At 43.9% G+C, this 16,257-nt stretch carries 15 protein-coding genes; 2 read left to right on the top strand and 13 right to left on the bottom strand.

The genetic code is table 11. The annotated features are described in order from the left end of the window. Positions 1-31: 31 nt before the first annotated feature. From NKI27_RS04920 to bioB, 9 genes are all read right to left on the bottom strand, one after another. Positions 32-1,822 carry an acyl-CoA dehydrogenase C-terminal domain-containing protein gene (locus NKI27_RS04920; protein ID WP_265048575.1) on the bottom strand — a complete coding sequence of 597 codons (1,791 nt, stop codon included), beginning with the start codon at positions 1,820-1,822 and terminating at the stop codon, positions 32-34. Between the two features lie 293 nt (positions 1,823-2,115). Beyond that, positions 2,116-3,903 carry an acyl-CoA dehydrogenase C-terminal domain-containing protein gene (locus NKI27_RS04915; RefSeq protein WP_265048574.1) on the bottom strand — a complete coding sequence of 596 codons (1,788 nt, stop codon included), beginning with the start codon at positions 3,901-3,903 and terminating at the stop codon, positions 2,116-2,118. 609 nt (positions 3,904-4,512) lie between these two features. Then, positions 4,513-5,544 (bottom strand): putative metalloprotease CJM1_0395 family protein, encoded by a 1,032-nt coding sequence (locus NKI27_RS04910; RefSeq protein ID WP_265048573.1) that lies wholly within the window; start codon positions 5,542-5,544, stop codon positions 4,513-4,515. A gap of 44 nt (positions 5,545-5,588) precedes the next feature. Next, on the bottom strand, positions 5,589-5,822 hold the full coding sequence (locus NKI27_RS04905) for a hypothetical protein (RefSeq protein ID WP_265048572.1): 234 nt from the start codon (positions 5,820-5,822) through the stop codon (positions 5,589-5,591). A 113-nt stretch (positions 5,823-5,935) separates the two neighbouring features. Continuing rightward, on the bottom strand, positions 5,936-6,628 hold the full coding sequence (gene bioD, locus NKI27_RS04900) for a dethiobiotin synthase (protein WP_265048571.1): 693 nt from the start codon (positions 6,626-6,628) through the stop codon (positions 5,936-5,938). Between the two features lie 13 nt (positions 6,629-6,641). Continuing rightward, positions 6,642-7,436, bottom strand: coding sequence for a malonyl-ACP O-methyltransferase BioC (gene bioC, locus NKI27_RS04895; RefSeq protein WP_265049470.1), 795 nt, complete (start codon positions 7,434-7,436; stop codon positions 6,642-6,644). Positions 7,437-7,441: 5 nt separating this feature from the next. Further along, positions 7,442-8,176 carry an alpha/beta fold hydrolase gene (locus NKI27_RS04890; protein WP_265048570.1) on the bottom strand — a complete coding sequence of 245 codons (735 nt, stop codon included), beginning with the start codon at positions 8,174-8,176 and terminating at the stop codon, positions 7,442-7,444. A 132-nt stretch (positions 8,177-8,308) separates the two neighbouring features. Beyond that, positions 8,309-9,475, bottom strand: a complete 1,167-nt coding sequence (bioF, locus tag NKI27_RS04885; RefSeq protein WP_265048569.1) for an 8-amino-7-oxononanoate synthase — start codon at positions 9,473-9,475, stop codon at positions 8,309-8,311. 26 nt (positions 9,476-9,501) lie between these two features. Continuing rightward, positions 9,502-10,551 carry a biotin synthase BioB gene (gene bioB / locus NKI27_RS04880; RefSeq protein WP_265048568.1) on the bottom strand — a complete coding sequence of 350 codons (1,050 nt, stop codon included), beginning with the start codon at positions 10,549-10,551 and terminating at the stop codon, positions 9,502-9,504. Positions 10,552-10,684: 133 nt separating this feature from the next. On the opposite strand from bioB, the gene NKI27_RS04875 reads away from it, so the two are divergent. Continuing rightward, positions 10,685-11,479, top strand: a complete 795-nt coding sequence (locus NKI27_RS04875) for a ComF family protein (protein ID WP_265048567.1) — start codon at positions 10,685-10,687, stop codon at positions 11,477-11,479. Between the two features lie 36 nt (positions 11,480-11,515). On the opposite strand, the gene NKI27_RS04870 is transcribed toward NKI27_RS04875, so the two are convergent. Both NKI27_RS04870 and NKI27_RS04865 read right to left on the bottom strand, forming a co-directional pair. Continuing rightward, entirely contained in the window at positions 11,516-12,070 is a 555-nt protein-coding gene (locus NKI27_RS04870) for a flavodoxin (protein WP_265048566.1), read from the bottom strand. A gap of 186 nt (positions 12,071-12,256) precedes the next feature. Next, on the bottom strand, positions 12,257-12,403 hold the full coding sequence (locus NKI27_RS04865) for a hypothetical protein (protein WP_265048565.1): 147 nt from the start codon (positions 12,401-12,403) through the stop codon (positions 12,257-12,259). Between the two features lie 274 nt (positions 12,404-12,677). Here NKI27_RS04865 and NKI27_RS04860 point away from each other — a divergent pair, with 274 nt between their 5' ends. Continuing rightward, positions 12,678-14,414, top strand: coding sequence for a PepSY-associated TM helix domain-containing protein (locus tag NKI27_RS04860; protein WP_265048564.1), 1,737 nt, complete (start codon positions 12,678-12,680; stop codon positions 14,412-14,414). Positions 14,415-14,436: 22 nt separating this feature from the next. On the opposite strand, the gene NKI27_RS04855 is transcribed toward NKI27_RS04860, so the two are convergent. Together NKI27_RS04855 and NKI27_RS04850 are read right to left on the bottom strand one after the other, a co-directional pair. After that, entirely contained in the window at positions 14,437-15,369 is a 933-nt protein-coding gene (locus NKI27_RS04855) for a hypothetical protein (RefSeq protein WP_265048563.1), read from the bottom strand. A gap of 2 nt (positions 15,370-15,371) precedes the next feature. Then, the gene (locus tag NKI27_RS04850; protein ID WP_265048562.1) at positions 15,372-16,250 is read right to left on the bottom strand and encodes a metal ABC transporter permease; all 879 of its coding nucleotides are present in this window, start codon (positions 16,248-16,250) and stop codon (positions 15,372-15,374) included. Positions 16,251-16,257 lie beyond the last annotated feature (7 nt).

The raw sequence follows: 16,257 nt of genomic DNA, 5'->3' as shown, positions 1-16,257 counted from the left end.
TTTTTTATTCAATAATAATCTGCAGCTTTAATTAGAACGCATCCAAATCAAGCGACATCATATCTTCACTACCAGAACGAATGCTTTCTGATAAAGAAACTGATCGAGGTAGTAAACGACTAAAGAAGAAGTTTGCCGTTCTCAATTTAGCTTCATAAAAACCACTAGTGTCACCCGCCACTTTTGGTTCAGCAACAACAGCCATTCTTGCCCACATATACGCATAAGCAGTTAGGCCAAATAGCTCGAGGTATTCAACTGAAGCGGCACCAATAGCATTTTTATCTTCTGCTGCTGCCTTGATAACAAATTCTGTCACATCAGATAAACGCTCAATAGCAACCGCTAAAGGCTTAATAAGAGACTCTAGAGCCTCATTATCAGCATTCTTTTCAATGAACTCAGATACTTCAGTTGCAAACAGTTCGTATAGCTTACCGCCGTTTGAAACGATCTTACGTCCCATCAAGTCTAAAGACTGAATACCGTTAGTGCCTTCATAAATCTGAGTGATTCGAGTATCTCTAACGAGCTGCTCTTGCCCCCACTCACGAATGAAACCATGACCACCAAATACCTGCTGGCCCGCAATACAGCTATCTAACGCACGATCGGTCATGTAGGCTTTAGCAATAGGCGTTAACAATGCAACCATTGCGTCTGCTTGCTTCTTCTCATCAGCATTATCAGAATACTTAGCCGTATCTAGGAAAGATGCAACATAAGTAGAGAATGCACGACTACCTTCAGTGTAAGCCCTCATTGTCATCAGCATACGACGTACGTCTGGATGAACAATAATAGGATCTGCTTCTTTTTCTGCCTGAACAACACCGGTAGGTGCGCGTCCCTGAATACGATCTTTAGCATATTCAACGGCATTTTGGTAAGAGCGCTCTGCCGCAGCAAAACCCTGAATACCTACACTTAGGCGCTCATAGTTCATCATTGTGAACATCGCGGCCAAGCCTTTATTTTCTTCGCCCACTAACCAACCTTGCGCGCCATCAAAGTTCATAACACAGGTAGCTGATGCCTTGATGCCCATCTTATGTTCGATTGAACCACAAGTAACCTTGTTGTTTTCGCCAACAACGTTATTTTCATCAACTGAGTTACGTGGCACTAAAAATAGTGAAATACCGCGAGAACCCGCTGGAGCACCCGGTAACTTAGCCAATACCAAGTGAATAATATTTTCACTTAAGTCTTGCTCGCCACCAGTAATAAATATCTTAGTACCTGTGATAGAGTAGCTACCATCACCATTCTCTACCGCTTTTGTGCGGATCATACCAAGGTCTGTACCTGAATGTGGCTCTGTCAAATCCATTGCACCGGCCCATTCGCCAGAGTACATTTTTGGCAAGTACTTGTTCTTTAATTCTTCGCTCGCATGCGCATCAATCGCAAGACAAGCACCCGAAGTCAAACACGCATATAAACCAAATGAGATATCTGATGAGTACAACATCTCTTCATATTGCGCGCCCAGCATTTTAGGCATACCCATGCCTTCATAGTCAGCATTACCGCTTAGGCCACACCAGCCGCCTTCGATAAATGTCTTGTAGGCTTCTTTATAACCCGTTGGCGTTTTAACACCAGCCTCATGCCAAGTACAGCCTTCCTCATCGCCTTCACGACTCAAAGGTGCAATCAAAGAAGCTGTTATTTTACCCGCTTCTTCAAGTATTGCTTCTGCTGTTTCAGGATCAATCGTGTCCTGAGTCCCTGCCAAAGAAGCCCATAATTTATTTGCTTCAAAGACTTCATTAAGAACGAAGCGCATATCGCGCAATGGCGCTTGATACTCAGCCATTTACGTTTCCTCTGTTGTGACTGTGTTTAACGGTATGGATATACCACTCTGAAAACCTAGTTGTTACTTACTTATTGTACTCTCTATACAGATGAATAATCTTGATATACCTTAGCTTCAAAAAAATGTTAATTATCCATCTGTATTAGACCCGCACATCATAAGACAATCGGGCGTAATATTTTACCTGATTTCAATATCAGTTCCTAATAAGAAAGCTAAAACTCCTGCTTTAGGTCTTATATCAGGTAAAAAAAAACCCGCATTATGCGGGTTTTTTCTAGCTAGAAGTCTTAGAACATGAAGTTCTCTTCGTCCATCGCCATTACTGAGTCTGCACCAGCAAGCATCATTTCTGCATGCCCTTTAGTTCTTGGCAATAGACGCTTGAAGTAAAACTGAGCAGTCTGAACCTTAGCGGTATAGAAACCTGTTTCAGTCGTACCTTCAGCCAACTTCTGCTGCGCAATTAATGCCATGCGTGCCCAGAAGTATGCCATTGTCACATAACCAGAGTACATTAAGTAATCAACAGAAGCAGATCCTACTTCATCACGATTCTTCATAGCCGACATACCCACTTTCATGGTTAGGTCGCCCCACTCTTTGTTCAGTGTTAACAACGGCTCAACAAATTGCTTCATCTCTTCGTTGTCAGCATTTTCTTTACAGAAAACATGAACTAGCTTAGTGAACTGCTTAAGTGCAGCACCCTGAGTCATTAGAACTTTACGACCCAATAAATCAAGTGCTTGAATACCGGTTGTTCCTTCATACATCAATGAGATACGGGTATCACGAACAATCTGCTCCATGCCCCACTCAGAGATAAAGCCATGACCACCAAATACTTGCATACCGTGGTTAGCCGCTTCATAACCTACTTCAGTGATGAATGCTTTTAAGATTGGCGTCATGAAGCCCAACATGTCGTCAGCTTCTTTACGCGCTTCTTCAGTCTCTGCACCGTGTAACAAGTCAGCTTTTTGAGCTGCGAAGTAACACATTGCACGAGTACCTTCTGCAACTGCTTTCTGCGTTAACAGCATACGACGTACATCAGGATGAACAATAATTGGGTCAGCTGGACCATCTGGGTTCTTAACACCTGTCAATGAACGCATTGCTAAACGATCTTTAGCATACGCCAATGCACCCTGGAAAGAAGCCTCTGCAGCGCCAACACCCTGAAGTGCAGTACCAATACGAGCAGTGTTCATAAAGGTGAACATACAGTTCAGACCTTTGTTTTCTGGACCGATCAACCAACCTTTAGAACCGTCAAAGTTCATAACACAGGTCGCGTTACCGTGAATACCCATTTTATGCTCAAGAGAACCACAAGATACTGAGTTTGCATCGCCGTTTTCTGGTAAGAACTTAGGTACGATGAATAGTGAAATACCTTTAGTGCCTTTTGGCGCATCTGGTAGGCGAGCCAACACGATATGAACAATGTTGTCGACCATGTCATGATCACCAGCCGAGATAAAGATTTTAGTACCTGTAATACTGTATGAACCGTCTGCATTAGGCTCAGCTTTAGTACGTAGAATACCCAAATCAGAACCACAATGAGGCTCAGTTAGACACATGGTACCTGTCCACTCACCCGTAACCAACTTAGTCAGGTAAGTCTCTTTTTGCTCATCAGTGCCGTACTCATGAACAGTATTTACTGCACCATGACTAAGGCCTGGGTACATGCCCCAAGACCAGTTAGCAGTACCCACCATTTCACTAATCGCAATATTTACAGACTCTGGTAAGCCCTGACCACCATAATTAGGATCAGCACTCAACGTAGGCCAGCCGCCTTCCACAAACTGCGAATACGCTTCTTTAAAGCCTGTTGGGGTTTTAACTGTACCGTCAACAAGAGTACAACCTTCTTCATCGCCGCTCTGGTTTAAGGGAGCAATGACTTCTTCACAAAACTTTGCACCTTCACCAATGATCGCTTCAACCATTTCAGGTGTTGCTTCTTCGCCGCCAGGAAAACTTGCATAGTGAGTTTCACTATCAAGCAGTTCTTTCATTACGAAGTTAATATCACGAAGGGGGGCTTTATATTCTGGCATACTCTTTTACCTCGAAATTATCTGGGTTTTGCGATGAACAACTCTAGCGGTTTATCAACATTTAGCATGCCTGTATCTTTAGAGTAGACTTGACATAATTGCTATATAAACTGTTTAGGCTGTCTAATTTGTCGCAGAACATTTACAACGGTACAGTGAGTGAAGCATTCTAAAATCAAGTAAAGAACGTCTCACTAAGGTTAAACGTACCTATTTAATACTATTGAGCGTACATATTAAAACCTATATAGATACGCTTATCACATACCTATATCAAACAACTGTTTGAAACATACGTTTGCTTTAACCAATTGTCAAGAAACAATCCCCTAATTTAGAGTAAATAATCAGCTTGTTTTTGGCACAAAATGTCTCTAACTTGACCTCATCGTCACCCATGAAATTGATATACTTTCATAGTTTCAATAGGTTAGAAAGATGAGATAGCCTTACTACTATCAAACGACAAAAATTAAGAAGTTTTGTTAAAAATCGTAATAGTAAAGGTGAAATCTTGAGGGGTATAAATTAGAAATATGACCCGAGAAAAGCGTCATAGGTGAATAAGGCGTATTATTTTGTGCTGCACGAGGTGACTTACGCGACTCATCACACCACTTCGTCTAACTTGATATCTGGTGTTAATCCATTTTCGTATCGCTGACCCAACGCGATCAGGCTCTCATAAGTACGCACCCCTTCTGAGATAGAAGTTCGCCCGCCCGCCTGTTTATCTTGCTGCTGGTCGCGACTCTCTGCAGATTCAGCCTGCCTTTGTTGGGTTTCAGATCTAATAGCCTGAAACTCTTCTGCTTGTTGAGCCGCCAACTCAGCTTGCGTCTGGAGTATCATTCTATTGGCTGCTGAAGCTACGGAGCGGTCTTGCGCTGAAGGCTCTGCGGGAGCCAACGCTGCATTTTTGACCGTTCTCATTTTCTCAATGGTGGCTTGAGGGTTATTAGGCACTGCCGAAATATCAATCGATACTTCTCCACCTACCGCATACTGCACACCGTCAGGCCCTGTCTGATAGGAAAAACTAGCGGCACCCGCATGCTGCCCCCCTACCGACTGATGCTGCTGCTCGTGAGTACGCACCTCTCGATCTCTTGCGGCTAGCTCACCGACAACGGCCCGCTCATCTGGAGTAAGGCCTCCAGAAGTTGTAGACGACCCTCCCGCAGTAGTAGCCTTTGACGCTACGCCATTATCTTCAACAGGTGTTATCTCACCATCATGTCTCGCACGTATAACACTATTCCCGTCCTCTGAGCCCTCTTCAGTCGGCTCAACAACCACTTTACCAACCTCAGAAACACCCTGCTGGCGCCCAGGTATCAACTCACTTTCAACCGGTTCGCCCGATGGCTTGTTAATCGCCTTTGCCGCAGGCGCTGCCTTGGCGGGAGTTGACGTAGCCGCAGTATTAGTGTTGGCTGATCGAGCTAACGATTGAGGACTATAAACAACAGCCTTTTGGCTCAGACTATTTTGTGATGAAGCCATCGATTGACTTTCACTGAGGGGGGAGAAGCTAGAAACAAGTATGTCTTTTGTTACACCCGAGCTGGGCTGATCCACTTTTGGAGAGAACGGTGCAACGGCATTTGGGAAAGGCACACTGGCATTCGAAATCTGCATGAAACCACCTCCCCTTCTACAACCTATTTACCAGAGATAAACAATCAAGCCATTGTATCGAGTAACGTACCGATCATTTCATCGGCAGCCTTAACAACCTTGGTCGATGCTTCTACGCTATTCTCATAAAGTTTAAGGTCCATGATCGGCTCTATAAAGTCACCCGTTGCACTTTCACCTGAGCCCGCCTTCACAATATCTTGTGCAGACTGCTCCATGCCACGAATACCTGTTTGAACACCTTGTATTCCGGTATTTAAAACTGAGCCAATGTTCATCAATGTCACCTCTACTGCTTTATGTACTATTTAGATATGGTTAAGAATATCCAAACTTACACGAATACTTGTCATTAAAGCATTAAATTGATTAAATTTCAACCAAACTATATTCAGACACCTGCAAACAAAGGTGCTACCGAAAGGCTTTTAGAGAGTTTTTCTATCGACAATGGAGAAGAAAAAGGTAATACCCCCAAACAAGGCGCCGGAAGTAAGGATTTTAAGGTCGCGATGTTTTCATCTTCATAATCTAGCGTATCGTTCTGCACTCTATTCGCAACCCAACCCGCTAACGGTAAACCGTCTCGTCGAATCGCTTCAGCTGTCAATAACGCATGATTAATACATCCAAGCTTTAACGACACAACCAAAACAACGGGGATATTAAGCTCGCGAGGAAGATCTGCCAACGTTTCTCGCACATTTAAAGGCACTCGCCACCCACCAGCCCCTTCAATCAATGAGAAGTCATGCTTTGTCATTAATGCACCTCGGCAGAACCCAGCCAAGCGAGAGACCGATAACGTTTTACCTTGATTCGCTGCAACAATATGCGGCGCAGCAGGCGCGTCTAGTGCAACAGGGTTAACTTGCTCGTATGCTAAATCAAGTGTCATATGCTTTTGAAGCAACAGCGCATCGCTATTTCTTAGCCCCTCGTCCGTCTGTTCGCACCCTGCAGCAACGGGTTTAATGGCGAGCGTCTGCAAACCTTTAGATTTGGCAGCCTCCAGCAAGGCGGCAGAGACTACAGTCTTTCCCACATCGGTATCAGTACCCGTCACAAAAAACGTATTCGCCATAATAATTTCCTTGCTACTCTGACCTTAACTTTGGTTTTGTTAATACGGATAACAGCACTTCGTAACTAGCTGGTAGACGCCCATCGTCTGATCTGTATTTTTCATAAGCCTGTTTAAATCGCAAAATTCGCTCTCGTCCTGTTACTTTAAGGGAGCGCCCCTCATTCACATTATGAGCCCCAAGCATTTTTAATTCACGCGTTAGGGTTTTAACAGAGTCAAACGACAATACATCGGTGTACTGCTCTTTTGCTAACCGCTTAAAGCCAGCGACACCCGATGCATGATCAACCTCGCTACACACAGAAAATGCGTTGACATGCCTATAACTATCGACTTCTTGCCACGATGCTTCCAGCTCTTTTAAGGTGCCATCCAAGAGTGTTGAAAAAGCGATTACACCACCCGGTTTTAGTACACGAAAAAGTTCGGCAAAAAGTTGCTCATAGCTGCTACACCACTGAACCGCCAAGCTAGAAAAAATAAGATCTATAGAGCTATCTGCAAAAGGTAATACTTCCGCATCCCCAACAATCCATTGAATATCACCGACACGGTTTTCGCGTGCATGGTTAATCATCCCCTCTGAAAGGTCTAACCCGACGATATGACTATCACTGCGCTGAAGCTTAGGGGTGAAATACCCCGTACCACAGCCCAAATCAACCCGAGTGGTATTGTTTGTTAATAAGGTTTCTTGAGGTATCAATTCCAACAACCGATAACCCACATTACGCTGGAAATAAGCTACCTTGTCATAGCTACCCGCTGCACGACCAAATGACTCTGCAACCTGTCGTTTTTCCATTGAGTTCAACTCAAACCTCCTGCAAATTTGGTCATAGGTACAACAATACGCTCTGCAGCACTGTAACAAGGTAAGTGCGACACCCCCTCTATTAATTCAACGTTTGCATGTCTATTAAGTTCTGTTAGCTGCTTAAAGACAGATTGAGGCACCAGTTGATCATGTTCACCTAAAAGGTGAAGCTGAGGTCTCTCAAGTGTGCTGATTTTGTCTCTTACATCGAGTGACTCCAGTAAATCAAGGCTCTGTGACAACACGTTTGTAATAGGAATAGAATCAACAGAAAATATTGGCTTTAGCGCTTTTAAATCATCTAAAGCATCAAACCCTTTCGCGGTCACCAGAAACGAAAATTGTTTTATCAAACGTTTAACATCTGCTTGTCTATCGCTCGCAGCCAATTGTTTGAACTCACCAAATACATCCTCCGTCATTGCAGAGGGCCAGTCATGTGCAGCGACGAATTTGGGATTCATTTGTAGCGTACATAAGCCGCGTATTTTTGCCGGATGCCGATGTACATACTCGAGAGCTAACATCCCCCCAAGAGACCACCCTATTAATAACGTGTCATGCTCAATCATCTCATCCAAATACTGCACCCACTGTTCAACACTCAAACAGCGATCAATATCAATTATTTTGTGGCTTTCGTAACGCATCTTAGTACTGAGCAAATCACAAAACCCACTCCAAATAACAGAAGGCATCGCCCAGCCATTAATAATAGCAATTTGCACATGAGCTCCCGTAGCCTTGATGAAAGGCGGCATGACTATAATCAGGGTTTGTCGCAGCTGAATTCAGGCTCACCATTAAACTCAGGCAATCCCTGACTCCGCTTCGCTGCATCAAGGCTACAAGTGATAGTTTCATTGAACCCTTGCCTGATCAAGGAGACCTAATAGCCTGTCGACTTGCTGCGCTGTATGCTCGGCACAAATGGTTATTCGCAATCGTGCCGTGCCTTTAGGTACTGTGGGGGGGCGTATAGCGGTTATCAATACACCGTGTTCTTCTAACCACGCCGCTAGCGCTAGGGCTTTCTCTTCGCTTCCGATGAGGATCGGCTGAATAGGGCTAGCAGAGTCCATCAATTCATACCCTAGCTGCGCGGCACCTGTTCGAAATCGCTTAATCAGTTCAGCTAAACGCTCTCTTCGCCAATGTTCAGATTGCAAACGTTTTAAACTGACACGAGTAGCTGCAGCAATGGCAGGCGGCATCGACGTTGTATAGATATAAGTCCGAGCATTCTGAATCAAGGTCTCAATCAGTAGTTCACTACCCGCAACAAAAGCACCTGCTGTACCAAACGCCTTACCCAATGTACCCACTAAAACCTGCACATCATCTTGCCCTAAACCAAAGTGTTCTACACACCCACCTCCGTTTTGGCCTAACGTGCCAAAACCATGAGCGTCATCGACCATTAACCAAGCGTTATTTTCACGACAGGTATTCGCTAAATCCGGTAATGGGGGAATATCCCCATCCATACTAAAAACTCCGTCTGTCACAACAAGTGTGCGGTTATCTTCAGCTCGGGGTTTGGATAAGTATTGTGATAAACTTTCGAGATTGGCGTGCTGGTAACGTTGAAATCGAGCGCCACTCAAAAGGCCTGCATCTAATAATGAGGCATGATTCAATCGATCTTCGAGAACTAAATCGCCTTTACTCAATAGCGCATTTACCGCACCGATATTAGCCATATAACCGTTAGAAAACAGCAATACACGATCACGGCCAGTGAATTCTGCTAGCTCTTCTTCTAGCAAATGATGCTGTTGGTGGTGCCCATTAACGAGGTGGGACGCACCCCCTCCCACACCGCATTCATTGGTCGCTTGTTGAAAGGCTCTGACTACATCAGGGTGATTGGCGAGCCCTAAATAGTCATTATTACAAAATGCTAGAAAGTGTTTATTGTCTAACTGGACTTCGGTTCCCTGGGGGGATTGCAGTAAGCGCCGTTTGCGATACAAATGCTTTTTCTTTCGCGATTCAAGCTCAGACGCTAAAGATTCAAACCCCACAGAGAACCTCCTTACCCAATCAATAATTATCGAGCAGCATCATAAAAAATGTGCTTATGCTTTTCGTGTTCTAATGCTTCAACCAACGCTTCGTTTTGCTCGTCTTCTGGCTTTGATTCTTGTCTATGCTCTGGGTGAATACCTAACCGTTTAAACAATTGCATATCTTCATTTTCAGAAGGGTTTGCTGTTGTTAACAACTTGCAGCCATAGAAAATTGAGTTAGCGCCAGCAAGAAAGCAAAGTGCCTGCATTTCGTCGGTCATATCTTCTCGACCAGCAGACAAGCGAACATGAGAGGCGGGCATTAATATACGCGCGACGGCGATGGTGCGAACAAACTCAATAGGGTCAACATCATCTTCATGATCAAGCGGTGTACCTTCTACCTTAACCAACATATTGATAGGTACACTTTCAGGTTGAACTTCCATATTCGCTAACTGCGCCAACATAGCGGCACGATCTGTCACTGTCTCGCCTAGACCTAATATGCCGCCACTACAAACTTTCATGCCCGACTTGCGCACATTCGCCAACGTATTAAGACGGTCTGAATAGGTACGAGTAGTAATAATGTTTTCGTAGTGTTGTTCTGAGGTATCAAGATTGTGGTTGTAGTAGTCCAAGCCCGCTTCAGCTAATGTATCAGCCTGCCCTTCTGTCAACATGCCTAACGTCATACAAGTTTCCATGCCCATCGACTTGACTTGCTTAACCATATCTAGCACTAGCGGCATATCACGATCATTAGGGTTACGCCATGCAGCCCCCATGCAGAATCGGCTAGAGCCATTTGCTTTAGCTTCTTTAGCGGCCTTTATGACCTTCTCAATCTCTAGCAATTTTTCTTTCTCTAGACCGGTATTATAATGCGCACTTTGTGGGCAATACTTACAGTCTTCAGGGCAAGAACCGGTTTTGATTGATAGCAGCGTACTTATTTGAACTGCGTTAGGGTCAAAGTGCTCTCTATGAGCAGTTTGCGCTTTAAACATTAAATCGTTGAATGGCAACGCTAACAACGCTTCCACTTCGGTAACCTTCCAATCGTGGCGAATTGCGGTAGTCGTCATAGTCTGGCCTCTGTACACTTTAAATAGAACACGAAATTAATCGGGTAAATGCTGATAAAAAACGGTTAAAATAACAAATCAACACTTAATGGAGGGGCAAAAACGCCTTTCCATTCACTTCTCAGGATGAGACATGATAAACAAGGCACGGAAGCTGTCAACCAAATTTATTATTTTGGTTGACAAGTTTTTCCCGAAACGGACGTTAAAACACATAATATTGAAAAAGCACTGCTACCTTTGCGATACCACCATCTACGAAAAAGAGTCGATCTGCAAAGGATGCAAGAACGACCTACCTTTCAATCATTCCTGCTGCGCTAGTTGTGCAATTCCACTCCCCGCATTACGCGCAAATAAAACGGGCAGTACACAGCAGTCAAGAATCTGCGGTGAATGTTTCAAGTCGAACCCAAGCTATACTCAGTGTTTTTCAGCATTTTGTTACACCTTCCCTATTAACGCGCTCATCAGTGATTTTAAGTACAGTAAACAACGACATTTAGGTAAGCTTTTATCTACGCTAACGTCTGATATTATTAGCCTTAAAATAGACCAAAACCAGCTCATAAAACCCGACAAACTGATCCCCGTACCACTTCATAGCGACAAATTAAGCGCTAGAGGCTTTAACCAATCAGGTGATATTTGCAAAGACTTAAGCCGCAAATTGGATATTCCAATCGACACACGCTGCATTGAGCGAGTGCTAAACAACCCAGCTCAGGCTTCTTTATCTAAGAAACAAAGACAGCAAAATCTAGCTAAAGCATTTCGGATACATAAAAGAGTAGATGGCGAGATTGTTGCATTGGTCGATGATGTTATAACAACAGGGGTAACTGCAGAGCTACTGAGTAAGCTGCTGTTACAGGCGGGCGCAAAAGAGGTGTATGTATGGAGCTTGGCAAGGACCCCACTCAATTAATAACAAACCTTGCAACAGGGGCTAGTGAAGAGACCTTTAAGCCACTAAATTTACAGTCTCCGAATATTCAGACAATATTTGTTCAACCCACCCGGCAATCCGAGTATCTGTTAACTCAAATTGCTGGTCTTCATCAATAGCAAGCCCCACAAACATTGTTTTATCTTCATTTGCAGCCAAAGATTCTTCGAACTCATAGCCATCGGTAGACCAACTACCGATTACGTTTCCACCAATATTCACAACATGCTTATGTAACCACCCCATTGCATCAACAAAGTAATCACCGTAACCAAATTGATCACCAAGACCATATAGAGCCACTGTCTTATTGGTGAGGTCGGAGGCTAACAGCACCTCCTCAAAGTCTTCCCAGTCCTCCTGAATACCACCAAAATCCCATGTAGGTATTCCCATAATCAGAAAACCAAAATCATTTAGCGTATCTGCACTAGCCTCAGTGACATTAATAATTTCAACGGTACAACCATGAGACTGAAGCACTGTACTAATGCGCTCCCCGATTTCTTCTGTGTTATTAGTATCCGTTCCGTAAATTAGGCCGATATTAACGTTACTCAACTCACGCATAAAGAATAAACTCCAGACTATAAAGTCAGTATAAAATCGACAATTGACCCCATGGCTGAACTTAAGGTTTATAGAATCCCCCCACTTAATTAGAGGCAGAGAGTCATGGGCAGTCAAAAACTAGCAAAGATAATAAATGATAATGATTATCATTACAATATAAAAGGGTATTAAATACGCGGACAATTAAGGCTTTTTAGCATGATGAGAACGAGATTGGTCAAGATGCTTTTGACCTCGCAAGTAAGAGAGGCGGAAGTCTTTATATTTTCCTTTAACAAAGAAAAGTGTAATGACAGAAGCAACAAAAAGAATCACCATGATAACGTCCATTTAAGCACCCTCTACACACATAAAAATTAAAACATATAAAAATGAATGATAACCATTATCAGTTAATTCCTCAAATTAAATAGCCTTTAAAGATCCCCCTACCACATTACACAACCTTTTCGACCCTAACATCAGCATAACTCAGGCTCATCACCACCACTCCAGACAATAGTAATGATAATCATTATCGAATATAATTCTAACTAGATTTTACGCAAGCGGAGTACCCGCTAAATCAATTCAACATCCAATCAATTTAAACGAGAGTGTTTGAGTGCCCCACATAACTAACATTTTAGGTAATGATGCGACTAATGATATTGCCACCAAAACAAGCGCACGCAAGAAAAAGAAACTCACCGCTCACCGGGCAGCCTACTTAGTTCATAGTTTCGTAGGGCTCAAATTATCACTTATCTTCAGTATTGTACTGATTACCGGCACGATTGCCGTTTTCGCCGAAGAAATTGACTGGCTGACGTATTCAGAAATACGTGTCACACCAGAAGGAAGTAAACTCAATGAAGGCGAACTATTTGATCGCTTGCAAGCTGAAATGCCTGATTCTGGTTTTTCAGGCATGGTCACCTCCAGCGACAGAACACGTACGGCCGCTTATGCCTTTGTAACCATGGCAGATGGCAGCGCTAAAAAAGTATGGATCAACCCTTACACAGGTGCCATTAACGGCATAACAGACAATCTCACGGTTGGCAGCTTCTTCTCTGCCCTGCATTACAGCCTATTTATGCCTCTAATTGGTCGAGCACTCGTTAATGGCTTTGGAGTTCTATGCTTAATAGGCTTAATATCAGGCTTAATATCATACCGCCGTTTTTGGCGAGAGTTTTTTACCTTACCCCGGTGGAATGCTAAATTACGGGTTCTGCTGGGCGACCTGCATAAGTTTCTGGGGTTGTGGTCCCTATGGTTTGTATTAATTATTGGTGTAAGCGGAAGCTGGTGGTTTTATCAAACACCGTTAGTCGAATATAATCTTGCTCCACAATTTCTTCCAGATCGAGTCATTGATCCCGCCTTAACAACCGAAGACCTGAACAAACTAGGAACAAGCATCCCGACCCCCTTAAGCTCGGCCGAAATCATCGCGGCAGTAAAAAAGCATGATCCAGACTTTCATATAAATTACCTTCAGCCTCCCCAACATAACGGGATGGCTTACATGCTATACGGTACTAAGCATGACCTTTTAGTCGATAAGTATGCCAGCCGGTACTTTGTTCACCCCTATACAGCCGCCATCGTTGGACACAGACTTGCCGGCGACACGCCGATCGTACAACGCATCGACATGTCAATGGGGCCATTACACTATGGAACCTGGGGATACGAGGGAATATCCGACTTCTTGGTGAAATTAGTCTGGTTTATATTCGGAACAGCTATGAGTGTGTTATCAATTTCTGGCATGATCATATTCTATAAACGCACTCAATCAGCGACTAAAAAACTACTTCCCGAGGCGGGGATTAAGCAAAAAGCACATAAAGCTTGGCTAGTCATTCGCCCCTGGGGCGGACCAATGTCTGCATTTAAATACCTTAACTGGTTTTTTATAGCCGTTATAGGCTATGGTATTAGCATTAGCTTCAACGTACAAAATGAAGGCGTTTCAGGCTCAGGTTATAAATATACCGAACAACAAATAGGCCCCTGGAAAATATCACTGAATGCAACGCTGGGCGTGCTAGAAAAAGAGTTTGACCCTATTCAGCCCGGCGTCTTAACCACCTTGAACGCCTTTATTGCAGAAGGTAACCCGCAAGCGATCAAGTTTATGTATGTTAACCCGCGCAAGCCTCGAACTACTCGTGCTCCCGGCTCGGTTATTCATGGCGTTACAGGTAGCCTGCATGCGCACATGCCAGTGCCTGACAAATTAAAAGAAAACGCAACACTCTGGCTTACCATTGAAGATTGGGAAGGGACGTTCTATCAAGCATCTTGGCCACTACTGCCCGACGGGGAACAAACCATCGACATGCGTTGATGCTTATTAGGTCATAATCTAATTAATTGAGAGGTATTCCTTTTAAGTTAAGGTTCCACCTCTCAATAAAAAGACTTGGTTTAATTTTTGAAAAGTCATCCACTAGCCAGAGTCGAAAGTTTTCCGGCAATGGTTTTTTATTACGACGTTTCTTTGCTGAAATGTAGAGCGTATTCATATGACTCTCTACAGCCTCTTCATACGAAACCACTGGCAACATTGACGCAGCAGCCAAATCAGCTAAATTTTCGTTTTCAATGACCACCTGCACAACCCCCAACTCGAGCAACCGATCATCTATGCCGATTTGTATCGCCCTCAGGTCTCGCCCCATTTCTGCTGCATTTTTTTGGAACAGACCAGAATACTCGGGCCAAATACGGGATAAATCACGACTCATAACACCTAACATCAATAATGCATTAGATGCATTAAGCCAAAAATAACCCAAACGCTCAGAATCAAGACTTACAACGGCAACACGCTCTCCCCCAGGGGTTAATGCATGCGCCAAATCAACCGGAATAACATGGATATTCTGTGATCTTAATGCAGGATAAACATCCACTTCGGGCCATACAGCACTAATACCCACCACCACATCAGCAAACGAGTACTGATCTGTGGGTTGACGTTTCAACCACCCTGGCACCCGTTTAATCGAATATTTTGGCGGCGGTAAAAAAGATACACTAACGGGCGTATCTTTCACCAACTGCCCAGCCATACTTTCAACAACAGGAATAACCGTAGCCATTATGGCGGTATTGACGGCAACCTTATCAACTTCAACCTTATCAACCACAACCCTATCAACTACAGGCCCCGCCCTAAGAGGCTCATTAGCATATGGAGGAACAACAGGTCCTTGTGCACAAGCGGTTAGACCATATAGCATAATTATGCAGCTATTTCTCAAGGCTAACCGACAACCCCAGTCGCTCATCACACCCATATTTAAACTCCCTTTAGTTGACGGGCAATTAGCATAAAAGCAAACCAGACACACGCAAACAAGATAATTGCTGGACCAGAAGAAACCGCCCATTCACCATACATAGGCACGAGTACACCCAACAGAGCACTGCTAGTAGAAATTATCACAGACCAAGTGATCATCTGCTTAAGGTTTTCAGCAATTAAGCGCGCACTGGCAGCAGGAATAAGTAACAAAGCACCCACTAAAATTGCCCCTATAATTTTAACCGCAGCAACCGTCACCAACGCAATCAACAACACAAACCCATAATCATGTACACGCACATTTATACGTTGAGCATGCGCTACATCAGGGGCTACAGCGACAAGATAAGCTTGATTACCGTAACGCCAGGCCAATATAAATACCAAAATACTCATTACCAGCAATGCAATCAGGTCATCAGCCGCCGCAACTAGCACCGAGCCGAACATTACCTGCTCAATTAGATGCGCATTGACATGCTTCGCCACGTAAAGCAACAAAGCGGCCCCCATGGCTAACGCAAATGAGAGAAAGACACCAATTAATGCATCGTAAGGAACTGTTGTTCTGCCTTTTACCCATTGCAATAACAATGCAAACAGAATCGAAAACGTGAACAAGCTAATCCATGGCGCCGTTATTGGCTCACCTAATAGAATCCCCATAGAAACACCGGTTAACACGCTGTGTCCTACTGCTTCAGACAAAAATGCCAGACGCTTAACCACTACCAACGTTCCTAACAGCCCTAGCAGTGGGCCAATCATCAAACTAGCCAGCAACGCGTTGATCAAAAAATCATACGAAAACATATCAGGCAGCCAACCCGCAGCCACCCACGCATCAGCTTGCAAATAAACAGGCTCTAACATAACAAAC

Origin of the sequence: Alkalimarinus alittae, assembly GCF_026016465.1 — a bacterium.
In the GTDB taxonomy this organism is placed as follows: domain Bacteria; phylum Pseudomonadota; class Gammaproteobacteria; order Pseudomonadales; family Oleiphilaceae; genus Alkalimarinus; species Alkalimarinus alittae.
This window is presented reverse-complemented; position numbering and strand designations above follow the sequence as displayed.

What these genes read in the sequence shown, in the direction of transcription:
- NKI27_RS04920 (WP_265048575.1), bottom strand. Translation starts at nt 1,822, where the DNA reads ATGGCTGAGTATCAAGCGCCATTGCGCGATATGCGCTTCGTTCTTAAT.
- NKI27_RS04915 (WP_265048574.1), bottom strand. Translation starts at nt 3,903, where the DNA reads ATGCCAGAATATAAAGCCCCCCTTCGTGATATTAACTTCGTAATGAAA.
- NKI27_RS04910 (WP_265048573.1), bottom strand. Translation starts at nt 5,544, where the DNA reads ATGCAGATTTCGAATGCCAGTGTGCCTTTCCCAAATGCCGTTGCACCG.
- NKI27_RS04905 (WP_265048572.1), bottom strand. Translation starts at nt 5,822, where the DNA reads ATGAACATTGGCTCAGTTTTAAATACCGGAATACAAGGTGTTCAAACA.
- bioD (WP_265048571.1), bottom strand. Translation starts at nt 6,628, where the DNA reads ATGGCGAATACGTTTTTTGTGACGGGTACTGATACCGATGTGGGAAAG.
- bioC (WP_265049470.1), bottom strand. Translation starts at nt 7,436, where the DNA reads ATGGAAAAACGACAGGTTGCAGAGTCATTTGGTCGTGCAGCGGGTAGC.
- bioB (WP_265048568.1), bottom strand. Translation starts at nt 10,551, where the DNA reads ATGACGACTACCGCAATTCGCCACGATTGGAAGGTTACCGAAGTGGAA.
- NKI27_RS04875 (WP_265048567.1), top strand. Translation starts at nt 10,685, where the DNA reads ATGATAAACAAGGCACGGAAGCTGTCAACCAAATTTATTATTTTGGTT.
- NKI27_RS04870 (WP_265048566.1), bottom strand. Translation starts at nt 12,070, where the DNA reads ATGCGTGAGTTGAGTAACGTTAATATCGGCCTAATTTACGGAACGGAT.
- NKI27_RS04865 (WP_265048565.1), bottom strand. Translation starts at nt 12,403, where the DNA reads ATGGACGTTATCATGGTGATTCTTTTTGTTGCTTCTGTCATTACACTT.
- NKI27_RS04855 (WP_265048563.1), bottom strand. Translation starts at nt 15,369, where the DNA reads ATGGGTGTGATGAGCGACTGGGGTTGTCGGTTAGCCTTGAGAAATAGC.
- NKI27_RS04850 (WP_265048562.1), bottom strand. Translation starts at nt 16,250, where the DNA reads ATGTTAGAGCCTGTTTATTTGCAAGCTGATGCGTGGGTGGCTGCGGGT.